The following is a 15,716-nucleotide window of genomic DNA, read 5'->3' on the forward strand; positions in this document are numbered from 1 at the left end:
GTCCGCCCGAGCCCCGTAATTCGCCGCGTCCCGTGTCTCCGCTCACCGCAATGACCGCCAAAAGGCGCAAAGTGGGGCACCGGATGCCGAGGGGCACTCCGAGGCACCTCTCCGGCCCCGCCCGTGGCCGATACTGGACGGGTTATGGAAATCGTCATCCTTGCTGTAGTCATCGCCCTGGTCGCTGTCGGCCTGATCAGCGGGCTCGTGGTCAGCAGCCGCAAGAAGAAGCAGCTGCCGCCCTCGGCGCCGTCGAGCACGCCGACCATCACTCCTCCCGCCGAACCCCGTGCCGGCGAGGAGTCCGAGGCGCCGCGCGACGAAGCGCGGCGCACCACCGAGGAAACCGGTCTCCCGGGCACCGAGGCCCCCGCCGGGGAAGCCCCGGCCGCCGCGGCGGAGGCCCCCGCCCTCGACGTCCCCGAGCCCACCGCGGGCCGTCTCGTACGGCTCCGGGCCCGGCTCGCCCGCTCGCAGAACTCCCTCGGCAAGGGGCTGCTCACGCTCCTGTCGCGGGACAACCTCGACGAGGACACCTGGGAGGAGATCGAGGAGACCCTCCTCACCGCCGACGTCGGCGTGGCTCCCACCCAGGAGCTCGTCGAGCGGCTGCGCGAACGCGTCCGGGTGCTCGGCACCCGGACCCCCGAGGAACTCCGCGCCCTGCTGCGCGAAGAGCTGATCACCCTGCTGGCCCCCGAATTCGACCGTGAGGTCAGGACCGAGGGCGGCGCCGAGACCCCGGGCGTCGTCATGGTCGTCGGTGTCAACGGCACCGGCAAGACCACCACGACCGGCAAGCTGGCCCGGGTGCTGGTGGCCGACGGCCGCAGCGTGGTTCTCGGCGCGGCCGACACCTTCCGTGCCGCCGCCGCCGACCAGCTCCAGACCTGGGGCGAGCGCGTCGGAGCGCGTACGGTACGCGGTCCCGAGGGCGGCGACCCCGCGTCGATCGCCTTCGACGCCGTGAAGGAAGGCATCGCCGAGGGCGCGGACGTCGTACTCATCGACACGGCCGGCCGGCTGCACACCAAGACCGGCCTGATGGACGAGCTCGGCAAGGTCAAGCGCGTCGTGGAGAAGCACGGCCCGCTCGACGAGATCCTGCTCGTGCTCGACGCCACCACCGGCCAGAACGGTCTGGTCCAGGCCCGGGTCTTCGCCGAGGTCGTGGACATCACCGGCATCGTCCTGACCAAGCTCGACGGCACCGCCAAGGGCGGCATCGTCATCGCGGTCCAGCGCGAGCTGGGCGTCCCGGTGAAGCTCATCGGGCTCGGCGAGGGGCCGGACGACCTGGCCCCGTTCGAGCCGGGCGCCTTCGTCGACGCGCTGATCGGCGACTGACCGCTCCTCGAAACGCAGTTCGCACGCCGATGGGCGGCGGCCCCCGATCCGGGGCCGCCGCCCATCGGCGTGCGTGCGGGTTGCGAGGAGCGGCCCGGTCTCCCGTGGTTACGTGCGGTGGCAGCTGTACGCCAGGGTGCCGAGCAGCAACCGGGCCGGCGGGGGAGCGGTCGCCGTGTCCAGGGCCGGGGGGCGCAGCCAGCGGACCGGACCGAGGCCGCCGAGGTCGCAGGGCGGCGCGGTGATGTGGGTGCCCGGCCCGAGGGCGCGCAGGTCGAGCGGGGCGTCGTCCCAGCCCATCCGGTAGAGCAGCTCCGGAAGCTGGGCGGCGGCTCCGGGGGCGACGAAGAACTGGGCCCGGCCGTCCGGGGTGACCGCCACCGGGCCGAGCGGCAACCCCATCCGCTCCAGCCGGACCAGTGCCCGTCGGCCCGCCGCCTCCGCCACCTCCAGGATGTCGAAGACCCGGCCCACCGGCAGCATCATCGAGGCTCCGGGGACCTCGGCCCAGGCGCAGGCCGCGTCGTCGAGGGAAGCTCCGGCGGGAACCTCGCGGGCGGACTCCAGCGGATGGGCGCCGGGCGCGGCGCAGCGCCGGTCGCCGCAGGAGCAGGTGCGGGAGCCGGTCCGTGCGCGGGCGCCGGGCCGTACGGCCCATCCCCACAGGCCGGTGTACTGCGCCACGGCCGTACTCCCGGGCGTGCGGTCGCGGTGCCGCGACCCGGATCGCAGCCCACGGATACCGCCGATCGTGAAGCCCATGCCCCCTCCAACGGGTCCGGCGCGCCGATGGTTACGTGGCGGCGGGGTTCCGCGATCCGGCGAACCGCCGGTGGTCGCCCCCGAATGGGCGGCGCGCGGGAGCACTCGGGAATGGTGCGATGAGATCCGCACCACCCGGAGCACTCCTTCACGCCCCCTGTTGTTCGGCGCCTGTCAAGTCAAGCGCGCCCCGCGCCGGAGAGCTTCATTCGAAGGGGTGGCGAATGGTGGCGTTTCTGCATTCGCCCTCGCCGCGTGGGTGATCGTAGGATTACCGTCGGTACGCGGACTCTGGGAGTATGAGCACCCTCGGGTATGCCGATGGCAACCCGATTTCTTGTTCGATGGCGGGCAACTTCCGTACGGGCGGTACCGGGTTACGGCATTCTGAGTAGCTGGGCAGGGCTTCGCGCGAAGAGGTTCCGGCGAGATGGGGGCGTTCCGGTGAGTGGCAGTGGCGCAGGCGATACGAATGCCGGAAAGCGCCCCAACGGGCAATTGGGATCATGGTTCGTGCGCAGCGGCTGGTCCAAGGGGGAGCTCGCCCGCCAGGTCAACCGGCGGGCCCGCCAGATGGGTGCCCACCACATCAGTACCGACACCTCGCGCGTACGGCGGTGGCTCGACGGCGAACAGCCCCGCGAGCCGATCCCCCGCATCCTCTCGGAGCTCTTCTCGGAACGCTTCGGCAGCGTCGTCGCCGTGGAGGACCTCGGGCTGCGGACCGCCCACACCTCGCCCTCCGTCTCGGGGGTGGACCTGCCCTGGGCGGGGCCGCAGACCGTCGCCCTGCTCAGCGAGTTCTCCCGCAGCGACCTGATGCTCGCCCGCCGGGGCTTCCTCGGCTCCTCGCTCCAGCTCGCCGCCGGACCCACGCTGATCGAGCCCATGCAGCGCTGGCTGGTGCCGGTCACCCCCACCGGGCCGGCCGAACCCGAATCACCCGCCGCCGCACGCCGCCCGTCCCGCCTCTCCAAGCCCGAACTCGACCTGCTGGAGTCCACCACGGCGATGTTCCGCCAGTGGGACGCGCAGTGCGGTGGCGGACTGCGCCGCAAGGCGGTCGTCGGCCAACTCCACGAGGTCACCGACCTGTTGCAGGAGCCCCAGCCCGCGGCCACCGCCGTCCGGCTCTTCCGCTGCGCCGCCGAACTCGCCGAACTGGCGGGCTGGATGAGTTACGACGTCGGTCTCCAGCCCACCGCTCAGAAGTACTTCGTCCTCGCCCTGCACGCGGCCAAGGAGGCCGGGGACAAGCCGCTGGGCTCGTACATCCTCTCCAGCATGAGCCGGCAGATGATCCACCTCGGCCGCCCGGACGACGCCCTGGAGTTGATCCACCTCGCGCAGTACGGCAGCCGCGAGTGCGCGACGGCCCGGACCCAGTCGATGCTGTATGCGATGGAGGCCCGCGCCCACGCCAACATGGGCCAGCCCGGAAAGTGCAAGCGCGCGGTCCGCATGGCCATGGACACCTTCGACGACGCCGGTCTGGACGACGAACCCGAGCCCGACTGGATCAAGTTCTTCTCCGAGGCCGAACTCAACGGCGAGAACGCCCACTCCTACCGCGACCTGGCCTATGTCGCCGGCCGCAGCCCGACGTACGCCTCGCTCGCCGCACCCGCCATGGCCAGAGCCGTCGAGCTGTTCGCCGAGGACGACGAGCACCACCGCTCGTACGCGCTCAACCTCATCGGCATGGCCACGGTCCGTCTGCTCCAGCGCGAGCCCGAGCAGGCCATGGTGCTGGCCGGCCAGGCGCTCGCCGTCGCCAAGAAGGTCCGCTCCGAGCGGGTCAACACCCGTCTGCGCAAGACCGTCGACGCCGCTGCCAGGGACTTCGGGGACGTGGCCGACGTCGCGCACCTCACCGACGCGCTCGGGGACCAACTGCCGGAGACCGCCGAAGCGGTCTGATCCGGCCCCGCGCCCACTGGCCGCGGCGACCACCCCGCAACCACCGGCCGGGCTCTTCCGCGCCAGGTGGGCGAGGGTCGCCGTGGCCGGTTCGCGTGTCGCGGGACTTCAACCGCACCGTATGCGGCATGGACCGCATGGTAGGCGGGACACCGGTTACGTCGCTCCGGGTTCATGCCGACGTAACACTCCGGGCGGCTTCGTCACTGCGGCGAAACACCGAGCGGCATTCCTGGAAATGGTGCTCCGCCAATCTCATGGCGCATAAGGCCCGCACCTTTTTTCCAGTGGTCCCGCAGCCTTCCCCCGCACGCCGCGGCCGCTCCGACGACGAGGAGACGCCGATGCCCCCAGGCATCACGACGCTTGCCGCAGACGCACCCCAGCTGTCTGCCGCCAACACCGGGTTCATGCTCATCTGCTCGGCCCTGGTGATGCTCATGACCCCGGCCCTGGCCTTCTTCTACGGAGGCATGGTCCGCGTCAAGAGCAGCCTGAACATGCTGATGATGAGCTTCATCAGCCTCGGGATCGTGACGATCCTGTGGGTGCTCTACGGATTCAGCCTCGCCTTCGGCACCGACTCCGGCTCCCTCATCGGCTGGTCGTCCGATTACGTCGGCCTCAGCGGCATCGGCCTGAACGAGCTCTGGGACGGTTACACCATCCCGGTGTACGTCTTCGCCGTCTTCCAGCTGATGTTCGCCATCATCACCCCGGCCCTGATCAGCGGTGCTCTCGCCGACCGCGTGAAGTTCAGCGCCTGGGCGCTCTTCATCACCCTCTGGGTGACCGTGGTCTACTTCCCTGTCGCCCACTGGGTCTGGGGCGCGGGCGGCTGGCTCTTCGAGCTGGGCGTCATCGACTTCGCCGGCGGTACGGCCGTCCACATCAACGCCGGTGCCGCGGCCCTCGGCGTGATCCTCGTGATCGGCAAGCGCGTCGGCTTCAAGCGTGACCCGATGAGGCCGCACAGCCTGCCGCTCGTCATGCTCGGCGCCGGCCTCCTGTGGTTCGGCTGGTTCGGCTTCAACGCCGGCTCCTGGCTCGGCAACGACGACGGCGTGGGCGCCGTGATGTTCGTCAACACGCAGGTCGCCACCGCCGCCGCGATGCTCGCCTGGCTCGGGTACGAGAAGCTGCGCCACGGCTCCTTCACCACCCTCGGCGCCGCCTCCGGTGCCGTCGCCGGTCTCGTCGCCATCACCCCCTCGGGCGGGGCGGTCAGCCCCCTCGGTGCCATCGCCGTCGGTGTCATCGCGGGTCTCCTCTGCGCCATGGCGGTCGGCCTGAAGTACAGGTTCGGCTACGACGACTCGCTCGACGTCGTCGGAGTCCACCTCGTCGGCGGTGTCGCCGGCTCGCTGCTCATCGGGTTCTTCGCCACCGGCGGTGTCCAGTCCGACGCCAAGGGCCTCTTCTACGGCGGCGGTCTCGACCAGCTCGGCAAGCAGGCCGTAGGAGTCTTCTCCGTCCTGGCCTACTCTCTGGTGGTGTCCGCGATCCTCGCCTTCCTCGTCGACAAGACGATGGGGATGCGGGTCACCGAGGACGACGAGGTATCCGGCATCGACCAGGTCGAACACGCCGAGACTGCCTACGACTTCAGCGGCGCCGGCGGCGGCACGGTCTCCCGCACCGCCGCACCGGTCCTGGACACCCCGGCAGCTCCGATCAAGAAGGTGGACGCATGAAGCTCATCACAGCGGTCGTGAAGCCCCACCGGCTGGACGAGATCAAGGAGGCCCTGCAGGCCTTCGGCGTCCAGGGGCTGACGGTGACCGAGGCCAGCGGCTACGGACGCCAGCGCGGCCACACCGAGGTCTACCGCGGTGCCGAGTACACCGTCGACCTGGTACCCAAGATCCGTATCGAGGTCCTCGTCGAGGACGAGGACTCCGAACAGCTCATCGACGTCGTCGTGAAGGCCGCCAGAACCGGCAAGATCGGGGACGGCAAGGTCTGGAGCGTTCCGGTCGACACGGCGGTCCGGGTACGGACCGGCGAACGCGGCCCGGACGCTCTCTGACACCAAAGCCCGTGGAACGGAAGGCAACTGGGTGACGAGTACCGAAGTGACCACCGAAACCGAAGACTCGGGACCCAGCGGCTACGCGGCGGCCCGGCTGCGCCTCCTCCAGCAGGAGACGCGGTCCGGGCCGCCGCGCCGTTCGGCCCTGGCCGGCCTCACCGACGACTGGCTGAACGGCCTCTTCACCGCTGCCGCCGAACACGCGGGCGTACGCGGCGCCGCTCTCGTCGCCGTCGGCGGCTACGGCCGCGGCGAACTCTCCCCGCGCAGCGACCTCGATCTCCTCCTGCTGCACGACGGTTCGGCCGACGCCGGAGCCGTCTCCGCCCTGGCGGACCGCATGTGGTACCCCGTCTGGGACCTGGGCCTCGCGCTCGACCACTCCGTACGCACCCCGACGGAGGCACGCAAGGCCGCCGTCGACGACCTCAAGGTCCACCTCGGCCTGCTGGACGCCCGCGCGGTCGCCGGCGACGTCGGCCTCGTCACCGCGCTGCGCACCCACGTCCTCGCGGACTGGCGCAACCAGGCCCCCAAGCGGCTGCCCGCCCTCCACGCGCTCTGCCAGGAGCGGGCCGAACGCATGGGCGAACTCCAGTTCCTCCTGGAGCCCGACCTCAAGGAGGCCCGGGGCGGCCTCCGCGACGCCACCGCCCTGCGCGCCGTCGCCGCCTCCTGGGTGGCCGACGCCCCCCGCGAAGGACTCCTCGAAGCCCGCCGCGTCCTTCTCGACACCCGTGACGCCCTGCACCTCGTGACCGGCCGGGCCACCGACCGGCTCGCCCTCCAGGAACAGGACCAGGTCGCCGAGGCCCTCGGCCTGCTCGACGCCGACGCCCTGCTCCGCCAGGTGTACGAGGCCGCCCGCACCATCTCGTACGCCTCCGACGTCACCTGGCGCGAGGTCGACCGCGTCCTGCGCGCCCGGTCGATGCGCCCCCGCCTGCGCGCGATGCTCGGCGGCGCCAAACCCGCACCCGAACGCACCCCGCTCGCCGAAGGGGTGGTCGAGGCGGACGGCGAGGTCGTCCTCGCCCGCTCCGCGCGCCCCGAGCGCGACCCCGTGCTGACCCTCCGGGCCGCCGCGGCGGCCGCCGAGTCCGGGCTCCCGCTCTCCCGCCACCTGGTGCGTCACCTCGCCGGAGCGGCGGCGCCCCTCTCCGTACCCTGGCCCCCCGAGGCCCGCGAGGAACTGGTCACCCTGCTCGGCGCGGGCGAGGCGACGATCGCAGTGTGGGAGGCCCTCGAAGCCGAGGGCATCGTCACCCGGCTGCTGCCCGACTGGGAACGCGTCCACTGCCGCCCCCAGCGCAACGCCGTCCACACCTGGACCGTCGACCGCCACCTCGTGGAGACCGCCGTCCGTGCCGCCTCCCTGACCCGCCGGGTCGGGCGCCCCGACCTGCTGCTGGTCGCCGCCCTGCTGCACGACATCGGCAAGGGCTGGCCCGGTGACCACTCCGTCGCCGGCGAGGTCATCGCCCGCGACATGGCCACCCGCATCGGCTTCGACAAGGCCGACGTCGCCGTCGTCGCCACTCTCGTACGGCAGCACCTGCTGCTCATCGAGACCGCGACCCGCCGCGACCTGGACGATCCCGACACCGTCTCCTCGGTCGCCGAGGCGGTCGGCTCCGCCTCCACCCTCGAACTGCTCCACGCCCTCACCGAAGCCGACGCGCTGGCCACCGGACCCGCCGCCTGGAGCACCTGGCGCGCCTCCCTCGTCGACGACCTCGTCGGACGGGTGGCGGCCGTCCTGGCCGGAGCGGCACCCGCCGACCCCGGGCCCGCCGTGCCCGACGCCGAACAGGAGCGCCTCGCCGTCGAGGCGCTGCGCACCCGCGAACCCGTCCTCGCCCTGCACACCCAGCCCGAACCGCCCTCCGAGTCCGGCGAACCGGGCCCGGTCGGCGTCGAACTCCTCATCGCGCTGCCGGACCGGCCGGGGGTCCTGCCCGCCGTCGCGGGGGTGCTCGCCCTGCACCGCCTCACCGTCCGGGCCGCCGACCTGCGCGCCGTGGAGCTCCCCACCGAGCTGGGCGAATCCGCCGACCTGCTGCTGCTCAGCTGGCGGGTGGCCGCCGAGTACGGCGAGCTGCCGCAGGTCTCCCGCCTCCGCACCGACCTCCTGCGGGTGCTCGACGGAGGGCTCGACATCCAGGCCCGGCTCGCCGAACGGGAGTCCGCCTATCCCCGGCGGCGCGGCATCAAGGCCCCGCCGCCCCGGGTCACGGTCGCCTCCGCCGCCTCGCGGCAGGCCACGGTCATCGAGGTCCGCGCGCAGGACGCCCCGGGGCTGCTGCACCGGATCGGCCAGGCGCTGGAGGACAGCGTGGTACGGGTGCGCTCGGCCCACGTCGCGACGCTCGGCGCCAACGCGGTGGACACCGTCTACGTCACACGCCCCGACGGGACGGTCCTCTCCGACGAGGAGGCCGCCACCGTGGCGAAGTCGCTGGAGGCCGCCCTGCGCTGAGCGGGCCGCCCCCGGCTCCCGACCCGGGGGCGGCGGTACGGGCGAAGGCGCGAACCCTGTGCCCGTACCGCCGCCGCTGCCTCGCGCCGTCGTGCGCCTTCCCCGTACGTACCGATCGCCACCGGCGAGGACGGCCGCCCGCCCGGGCCGGATACTCTAGGAGGCGACCTGCCACGCCCCCGACCCTGAGGACCGACGAGCGCCGTGTTCGATACTCTCTCCGACCGCCTTGCCGCGACTTTCAAGAACCTCCGGGGCAAGGGCCGCTTGTCCGAGGCGGACATCGACGCCACGGCTCGCGAGATCCGTATCGCCCTGCTCGAAGCGGACGTCGCGCTTCCGGTGGTGCGCGCCTTCATCGCCAACGTCAAGGAGCGGGCGCGCGGCGCCGAGGTCTCCGGCGCGCTGAACCCGGCGCAGCAGGTCGTCAAGATCGTCAACGAGGAGCTCGTCTCCATCCTCGGCGGGGAGACCCGGCGGCTGCGGTTCGCCAAGAACCCGCCCACCGTGATCATGCTCGCGGGCCTCCAGGGTGCCGGTAAGACGACCCTCGCCGGAAAGCTCGGCCTCTGGCTCAAGGGGCAGGGGCACTCCCCGCTCCTCGTCGCCTGTGACCTCCAGCGCCCCAACGCCGTCAACCAGCTGAGTGTCGTCGCCGGGCGCGCGGGCGTCGCGGTGTACGCGCCGGAGCCGGGCAACGGCGTCGGCGACCCGGTGAAGGTCGCGAAGGACTCCATCGAGTACGCCAAGGCCAAGGTCCACGACATCGTCATCGTCGACACCGCCGGCCGCCTCGGTATCGACCAGGAGCTGATGCGCCAGGCCGCGGACATCCGCGACGCCGTCAGCCCGGACGAGATCCTCTTCGTCGTCGACGCGATGATCGGCCAGGACGCGGTCAACACCGCGGAGGCATTCCGCGACGGTGTCGGCTTCGACGGCGTGGTGCTCTCCAAGCTCGACGGTGACGCCCGCGGTGGTGCCGCCCTGTCGATCGCCCACGTCACGGGCAAGCAGATCATGTTCGCGTCCAACGGCGAGAAGCTCGACGAGTTCGACGCCTTCCACCCGGACCGCATGGCCTCCCGCATCCTCGACATGGGTGACCTGCTCACCCTCATCGAGCAGGCGGAGAAGACGTTCAGCCAGGAAGAGGCCGCCAAAATGGCCTCCAAGCTGGCGTCGAGCAAGGGCAAGGACTTCACGCTCGACGACTTCCTGTCGCAGATGGAGCAGGTCCGCAAGATGGGCTCCATCTCCAAGCTGCTCGGCATGCTGCCCGGCATGGGGCAGATCAAGGACCAGATCGCCAACATCGACGAGCGCGACGTGGACCGCACCGCCGCGATCATCAAGTCGATGACGCCCAAGGAGCGCGCCGAGCCGACCATCATCAACGGCTCGCGCCGGGCCCGTATCGCCAAGGGCTCGGGCGTCGAGGTCTCCGCGGTGAAGAACCTCGTGGAGCGCTTCTTCGAAGCCCGCAAGATGATGTCGCGGATGGCCCAGGGCGGCGGAATGCCGGGGATGCCGGGGATGCCGGGCATGGGTGGCGGCCCCGGTCGGCAGAAGAAGCAGATCAAGCAGGCCAAGGGCAAGCGCAAGAGCGGCAACCCGATGAAGCGCAAGGCCGAGGAGCAGGCCGCCGCGGACCGTCGCGAGCAGGCGGCCGCCCAGGGCAACGCCCTCGGCGTACCCGGCCAGGCCCCCCAGGGCAAGGACTTCGAGCTGCCGGACGAGTTCAAGAAGTTCATGGGCTGACCGCCGCGAGCGGGTCCGGTCACGGGCGTCCGCAGTACGCGAAAAGGGGCGCGCACCACGACGGTGCGCGCCCCTTCCGTGTGCCGCCGCGTGCCCCCGGGGCGGGCCCCGGGCGTGCCGCGTACGGCCCAGGGGGCGGACTCTCCAGGGGCTTCTGCGTGCTTTCTCACCTAATGTCGCGAATACCGCCACTCACGGTCGTCGGCAGAGGAGAGCGTGTGACCACCCCCGTACCTCCCCGCGATCGCCCCGACCAGCCCTGGCGTTCCGAAGGGGCACCGCCGCCCCCGCCGCAACGGCGCAAGATGCCCGGCGGCTGGGGACGGCTGCTGCTCACCGCGCTGATCGTCTACCTCCTCGCCAACCTGGTGCTCTCCTTCTTCAACGGCGACGACGAGCCGACCATCGCCTACACCGAGTTCACCAAACAGGTCGGCGCCGGGAACGTCTCCAAGATCTACTCCAAGGGTGACGCCATCCAGGGCGAGCTGAAGAAGAAGGCGAAGGTCCCCGGCGAGGACACCGAGTACACCAAGTTCACCACCCAGCGGCCCGCCTTCGCGGACGACAGTCTGTGGGACGAACTGGTCCACGACGACGTCACCGTCACCGCGGAACCGGTCGTCCAGCAGCGCAGTTTCCTCGCCAACCTCCTGATCTCGCTGGCACCGATGCTGCTCCTCGTCCTGCTCTGGGTGTTCATCGCCCGGCGGATGTCGCGCGGCGGCCCGGGCGGTGGCATGGGCGGCTTCGGCCGCAAGGCGCCGCCCAAACCGGTTGCCTTGGAGAGCTCCACCCGCACCACCTTCGCCGACGTGGCCGGCATCGACGAGGTGGAGGGCGAACTCAACGACGTCGTCGACTTCCTGAAGAATCCCGAGGCCTACCGGAAGATGGGCGCCCGCATGCCGGGCGGGGTCCTCCTCGCCGGGCCGCCCGGCACCGGCAAGACGCTGCTGGCGCGCGCCGTCGCGGGCGAAGCCGGGGTGCCGTTCTTCTCCGCGTCCGCTTCCGAGTTCATCGAGATGATCGTCGGGGTGGGCGCGGGCCGGGTGCGCGAACTCTTCGCCGAGGCCCGCAAGGTCGCTCCCGCCATCGTCTTCATCGACGAGATCGACACCATCGGCCGCGTCCGGGGCGGCAGCGCCGGCATGGGCGGCCACGACGAGCGCGAGCAGACGCTCAACCAGATCCTCACCGAGATGGACGGCTTCTCGGGCTCCGAGGGCGTGATCGTGCTGGCCGCGACCAACCGGGCCGACGTACTCGACCCCGCCCTCACCCGGCCCGGCAGATTCGACCGCATCGTGCAGGTCAGCCCGCCGGACCGGGGCGGCCGCGAGGCGATCCTGAAGATCCACACCCGGCGGATTCCGCTCGCCGACGGTGTCGACCTCTCCCGGGTGGCCGCGGCCACCCCGGGGATGACCGGTGCCGACCTCGCCAACCTCGCCAACGAAGCGGCGCTGCTGGCCGTCAAGCGCAAGGGGGACGAGGTCGGGCAGACGGACCTCTCGCAGGCCCTGGAGAAGGTCCAGCTCGGCGCCGAACGGCCGCTGGTCATGCCGGAGGAGGAGCGCCGCAGGACCGCCTACCACGAGAGCGGCCACGCCCTCCTCGGCATGCTCCAGCCGGGCGCCGACCCGGTGCGCAAGGTCACCATCGTGCCGCGCGGCCGGGCCCTGGGGGTCACGCTCTCCACGCCGGACGCCGACAAGTACGCGTACACCGAGGACTATCTGCGCGGGAGGATCATCGGCGCCCTCGGCGGCATGGCCGCGGAGCACGTGGTCTACGACGTGATCACCACGGGCGCCGAGAGCGACCTGGAACAGGTCACCAGCCTGGCGCGGGGCATGGTCGGACGGTGGGGGATGAGCCACCGGGTCGGCAGGCTCACGGCCATCCCGGCCGACGCCCAGCAGGCGTACGGGCTGTCGGCGGCGCCCGCCACCCTGGACGCGATCGACGAGGAGATGCGGCGCATCGTCGACGAGTGCTACGAGGACGCCTGCCGGCTGCTGCGGGAGAACCGCGACCGGCTCGACTCGCTCGCCGAGGCGCTGCTGGCGAACGAGACGCTGGAGGAGGCGGAGGCGTACCGCGCCGCCGGGATCACCCGGCTGGAGAAACCGCCCCCGGTGTGAGCGGGATGCGGGATGCCACACAGCCGTGTGCGGGGGACGGGCACCCGCCCGTCCCCCGCACACGCGGCGCGCGGGCGGGTGGGTCTCAGCAGACGCAGACCAGGTAGCGGAAGACGTTCGGCATCCACACCGTGCCGTCGGACCGCCGGTGCGGTCGCAGCGCCTCCGCGATCTCCTCGGCGACCCGACCGCGGTCCGTGGCCGCCACCGCCGCGTCGAAGAACCCGGTCGAGAGCAGTCCGCGAACCGCGCTCTCCGGCCCGGCGTAGCCGAACGGGCAGGACACCCGGCCCGAGCCGTCCGGTTTCAGCCCCGCCCGGGAGGCGACCTCCTCCAGATCGTCCCGCCGCGCCGGACGCCCTGCGCCGGAGTGCTCGCCGCCGGACGGGTTCGCGAGCCGGTCCGCCACCTCCAGCACCCCGGCCGTGGCGCACCTCTCGGGCGGCCCCCAGCCGGTCAGTACGACGGTCGCGCCCCGGGCCGCCAGCGGTACGGCGGCCTTCAGTGCGGGGACGAGTTCCTCGGAGTCGCCCGCCGTGCAGCCGATCGGATCGAAAGCGGTCAGCAGGTCGTACGGGACTCCGTCCGCGGGCACCGCCGGGACGGAGTCGACGAGTCGTGGCGGTGCGCCGACGCCGGCTGCGTACGGTCCGGGCCGGCCGGCCGGCCCCTCCGCCCCGGGCGGGAGCAGCCGCTCCCGGGCCAGCGCGAGCCGGTCGTGGTCGGTGTCCACACCGGTGACCCGGGCCCCGCGGGCCGCCGCGATCAACAGCGCGAGTCCCGAACCGCAGCCGAGGGAGAGCATGCGGGTGCCGGACCCGACTTCGAGCCTCTCGTAGACCGCTTCGTACAGCGGCGACAGCATCCGCTCCTGGATCTCTGCCCAGTCGCGGGCACGGGTACCGGTGTCCACCGGAGCGGGGGTGTCCGCGTACCTGTGGTGCCGGACGAGCGTTGGTGTCATGGATGTACCCCAATCGCCAAGAGGGTTCGGTCGTGCCCGAATGCGCGCCCTCGAGTGCGGGCGTCCGCATCCCCGTATGTCAGGGAACTGCGCATCGGCCGCCGCGTCCAGGGGGCGCAGGGTCATTCATTGCGCGCCCCGGTGGTGCGCCCTCCACGGGCGGGGGCTGCGCCGGACCGCCGACTCTCGCCGTCGGGAAGGCGGTACCGATCAGCTTCGCGGGCCCTGCGGGTCCGCGGGTGGCGCCAAGCGGTCCGGCGGCCCGCGGTGGGACGGGGACGCCGGGAGGGCGGGCCTCCCGTTCCTTCCGCCCAGTCTTACCCGACACGCGGGGCTCAGCACGTCGAGCGTTCCCCGCCCGCGCGGGGCGGGGTCAGGGGCGGTAGCGGGGGTGGTGGTCCGGGGTGTTCGTGGCGCTCGGGCCCGCGCACGCCCCGGACCGGGTACGGGGCCGGTGCTCCGTCCCGAGGGCGGGCCCGGTAGCCTCGCCCCCGACCGGGCGAGGGCCCCGTCGTCGCGGGCGGACCCGGGCTCCGGGCGGTGCGTGACGGCGTGCGGGAAGTACGGACCCGTCCGGACCCGCCCACTCGACGGGATCGCCTACGCGTTACTACGTACGACCTTGGTGTGAGCTGTGAAGCTTCTCCGCAGATCGGCGTACCCGCCCGCGTACACATGGCATCGCCGTCAACCGGCTGGTACGTGCAAATTATTTGGGATGCCCCGGAATAGGAACACCGAGGCCCTCCGGCTCGTTATCACGACGTGAGCACGACACCACCTGTACTTGCCGCAGAGCTGGCACAGGCGTGGGCCGACATTCAGCGGTACCACCCCGAGCTGCCCGATCTCGCCGCACCCGAGTCCCTGATCGGAGAGTCCTCGTCCGCCTGTGGCGCCGAACTCTCCTTCGAGCGACTGCTCCACGAGGCAGTCCACGGCATCGCCGCCGCCCGAGGTGTCCGCGACACCTCCCGCGCCGGCCGTTACCACAACCGACGTTTTCTCGCGATCGCCGAAGAGCTGGGCCTCGACCACACCGAGGAGCCCCATCCCAGCAGCGGCTTCTCGCTGGTCACTCTCAACGCGGAGGCCAGGAGGCGGTACCGCCCCACGGCCGAACGGCTCCAGCGCGCGCTCAAGGCGCACACCGTGGCGACGGCGGCCGACACCAAGCGGTCGTTCCGGGGGCCCGCAGCCCGGCACGGCTCGTCCGGCGGCGGCGTCCGCGTCAAGGCCGTCTGCGACTGCGGACGCAACGTCCGCGTCGTCCCCTCGGTCCTCGCCCAGGCGCCGATCGTGTGCGGCGGTTGCGGCAAGCCGTTCCGTATCCCGGAAGCCACCGTCGCGGTGGGGTGAGTCGACGGTGTGTGGCACAATGGACAGCTGCACTCGACAGTCGAACAGGACCCCTCTCTCCTCCGGCTGACGCGTCCATCGGGCACCTCGAGTGCCACAACCCCACGTGGCATTTTGTTGTGCCCAATCCCGTCAAGACCAGGAGACACCACTTCCGTGGCAGTCAAGATCAAGCTGAAGCGTCTGGGCAAGATCCGTTCGCCTCACTACCGCATCGTCGTCGCCGACTCCCGCACCCGCCGTGACGGCCGGGCCATCGAGGAGATCGGCCTGTACCACCCGGTGCAGAACCCGTCCCGCATCGAGGTCAACGCGGAGCGCGCGCAGTACTGGCTGTCCGTCGGCGCCCAGCCGACCGAGCCCGTCCTGGCGATCCTGAAGCTCACCGGTGACTGGCAGGCGCACAAGGGCCTCCCGGCCCCCGCGCCGCTGCTGCAGCCGGAGCCCAAGGCCGACAAGCGCGCCCTGTTCGAGGCCCTGACCTCCGACGGCGACGAGGCCAAGGGTGAGGCCATCACCCCGAAGGCCAAGAAGTCCGAGAAGAAGGCTGACGAGGCGGCCGACGCTGCCGAGTCGACCGAGGCCTGAGCATGCTCGAGGAGGCTCTCGAGCACCTCGTGAAAGGCATCGTCGACAACCCCGACGATGTGCAGGTCGCCTCGCGTGATCTGCGCCGCGGACGCGTGCTGGAGGTCCGGGTACACCCCGACGACCTCGGCAAGGTGATCGGCCGCAACGGCCGCACCGCGCGTGCTCTGCGCACGGTCGTGGGCGCCATCGGCGGCCGTGGCATCCGTGTCGACCTCGTCGACGTGGACCAGGTGCGCTGAAAAGGTTGAACACCGGCCAGGGCCGGGGAGGGCTTCACAGCCGTCCCCGGCCCTTGTCGTCGCTCCGGCCCCGAGGCATCGCCAGACACGGGCCCAGTGGTGCCCGGGGCGGCCC

The 15,716-nt window shown here is 71.8% G+C and carries 12 protein-coding genes; 10 read left to right on the forward strand and 2 right to left on the reverse strand.

Going from position 1 to position 15,716, the window contains the following annotated elements:
• The first annotated feature begins 144 nt into the window (after positions 1-144).
• A complete protein-coding gene (ftsY, locus tag ACFYPN_RS21380) occupies positions 145-1,347 on the forward strand; it encodes a signal recognition particle-docking protein FtsY (RefSeq protein ID WP_358756630.1) in 1,203 nt (400 codons plus the stop codon).
• 108 nt (positions 1,348-1,455) lie between these two features.
• On the opposite strand, the gene ACFYPN_RS21385 is transcribed toward ftsY, so the two are convergent.
• Positions 1,456-2,109 carry a bifunctional DNA primase/polymerase gene (locus tag ACFYPN_RS21385; RefSeq protein ID WP_389300137.1) on the reverse strand — a complete coding sequence of 218 codons (654 nt, stop codon included), beginning with the start codon at positions 2,107-2,109 and terminating at the stop codon, positions 1,456-1,458.
• Positions 2,110-2,553: 444 nt separating this feature from the next.
• Between ACFYPN_RS21385 and ACFYPN_RS21390 the strand changes: the two genes are divergently transcribed.
• From ACFYPN_RS21390 to ftsH, 6 genes are all read left to right on the forward strand, one after another.
• Positions 2,554-4,029, forward strand: coding sequence for a hypothetical protein (locus ACFYPN_RS21390; protein ID WP_358756634.1), 1,476 nt, complete (start codon positions 2,554-2,556; stop codon positions 4,027-4,029).
• Between the two features lie 344 nt (positions 4,030-4,373).
• Positions 4,374-5,723 carry an ammonium transporter gene (locus tag ACFYPN_RS21395; RefSeq protein WP_358756636.1) on the forward strand — a complete coding sequence of 450 codons (1,350 nt, stop codon included), beginning with the start codon at positions 4,374-4,376 and terminating at the stop codon, positions 5,721-5,723.
• Complete coding sequence (locus tag ACFYPN_RS21400) at positions 5,720-6,058, forward strand: P-II family nitrogen regulator (protein WP_299533529.1); 339 nt, start codon at positions 5,720-5,722, stop codon at positions 6,056-6,058. The genes ACFYPN_RS21395 and ACFYPN_RS21400 overlap by 4 nt, the downstream gene beginning before the upstream one ends.
• Before the next feature lie 31 nt (positions 6,059-6,089).
• Positions 6,090-8,540, forward strand: a complete 2,451-nt coding sequence (locus ACFYPN_RS21405) for a [protein-PII] uridylyltransferase (RefSeq protein ID WP_358756638.1) — start codon at positions 6,090-6,092, stop codon at positions 8,538-8,540.
• A 204-nt stretch (positions 8,541-8,744) separates the two neighbouring features.
• On the forward strand, positions 8,745-10,301 hold the full coding sequence (gene ffh, locus ACFYPN_RS21410) for a signal recognition particle protein (RefSeq protein ID WP_358756640.1): 1,557 nt from the start codon (positions 8,745-8,747) through the stop codon (positions 10,299-10,301).
• A gap of 218 nt (positions 10,302-10,519) precedes the next feature.
• Positions 10,520-12,448, forward strand: coding sequence for an ATP-dependent zinc metalloprotease FtsH (gene ftsH / locus ACFYPN_RS21415; RefSeq protein WP_358756642.1), 1,929 nt, complete (start codon positions 10,520-10,522; stop codon positions 12,446-12,448).
• An 85-nt stretch (positions 12,449-12,533) separates the two neighbouring features.
• On the opposite strand, the gene ACFYPN_RS21420 is transcribed toward ftsH, so the two are convergent.
• Positions 12,534-13,412: a methyltransferase domain-containing protein gene (locus ACFYPN_RS21420; RefSeq protein WP_358756644.1), complete on the reverse strand. Its 879-nt coding sequence runs from the start codon at positions 13,410-13,412 to the stop codon at positions 12,534-12,536.
• A gap of 765 nt (positions 13,413-14,177) precedes the next feature.
• Between ACFYPN_RS21420 and ACFYPN_RS21425 the strand changes: the two genes are divergently transcribed.
• From ACFYPN_RS21425 to ACFYPN_RS21435, 3 genes are all read left to right on the forward strand, one after another.
• Positions 14,178-14,771 carry a hypothetical protein gene (locus tag ACFYPN_RS21425; RefSeq protein WP_358756646.1) on the forward strand — a complete coding sequence of 198 codons (594 nt, stop codon included), beginning with the start codon at positions 14,178-14,180 and terminating at the stop codon, positions 14,769-14,771.
• Between the two features lie 156 nt (positions 14,772-14,927).
• Positions 14,928-15,359: a 30S ribosomal protein S16 gene (rpsP, locus tag ACFYPN_RS21430; protein WP_266709635.1), complete on the forward strand. Its 432-nt coding sequence runs from the start codon at positions 14,928-14,930 to the stop codon at positions 15,357-15,359.
• 2 nt (positions 15,360-15,361) lie between these two features.
• The gene (locus ACFYPN_RS21435; protein ID WP_014153811.1) at positions 15,362-15,601 is read left to right on the forward strand and encodes an RNA-binding protein; all 240 of its coding nucleotides are present in this window, start codon (positions 15,362-15,364) and stop codon (positions 15,599-15,601) included.
• Positions 15,602-15,716 lie beyond the last annotated feature (115 nt).

The organism is Streptomyces sp. NPDC005576 (assembly GCF_042871745.1).
Classification (GTDB): domain Bacteria; phylum Actinomycetota; class Actinomycetes; order Streptomycetales; family Streptomycetaceae; genus Streptomyces.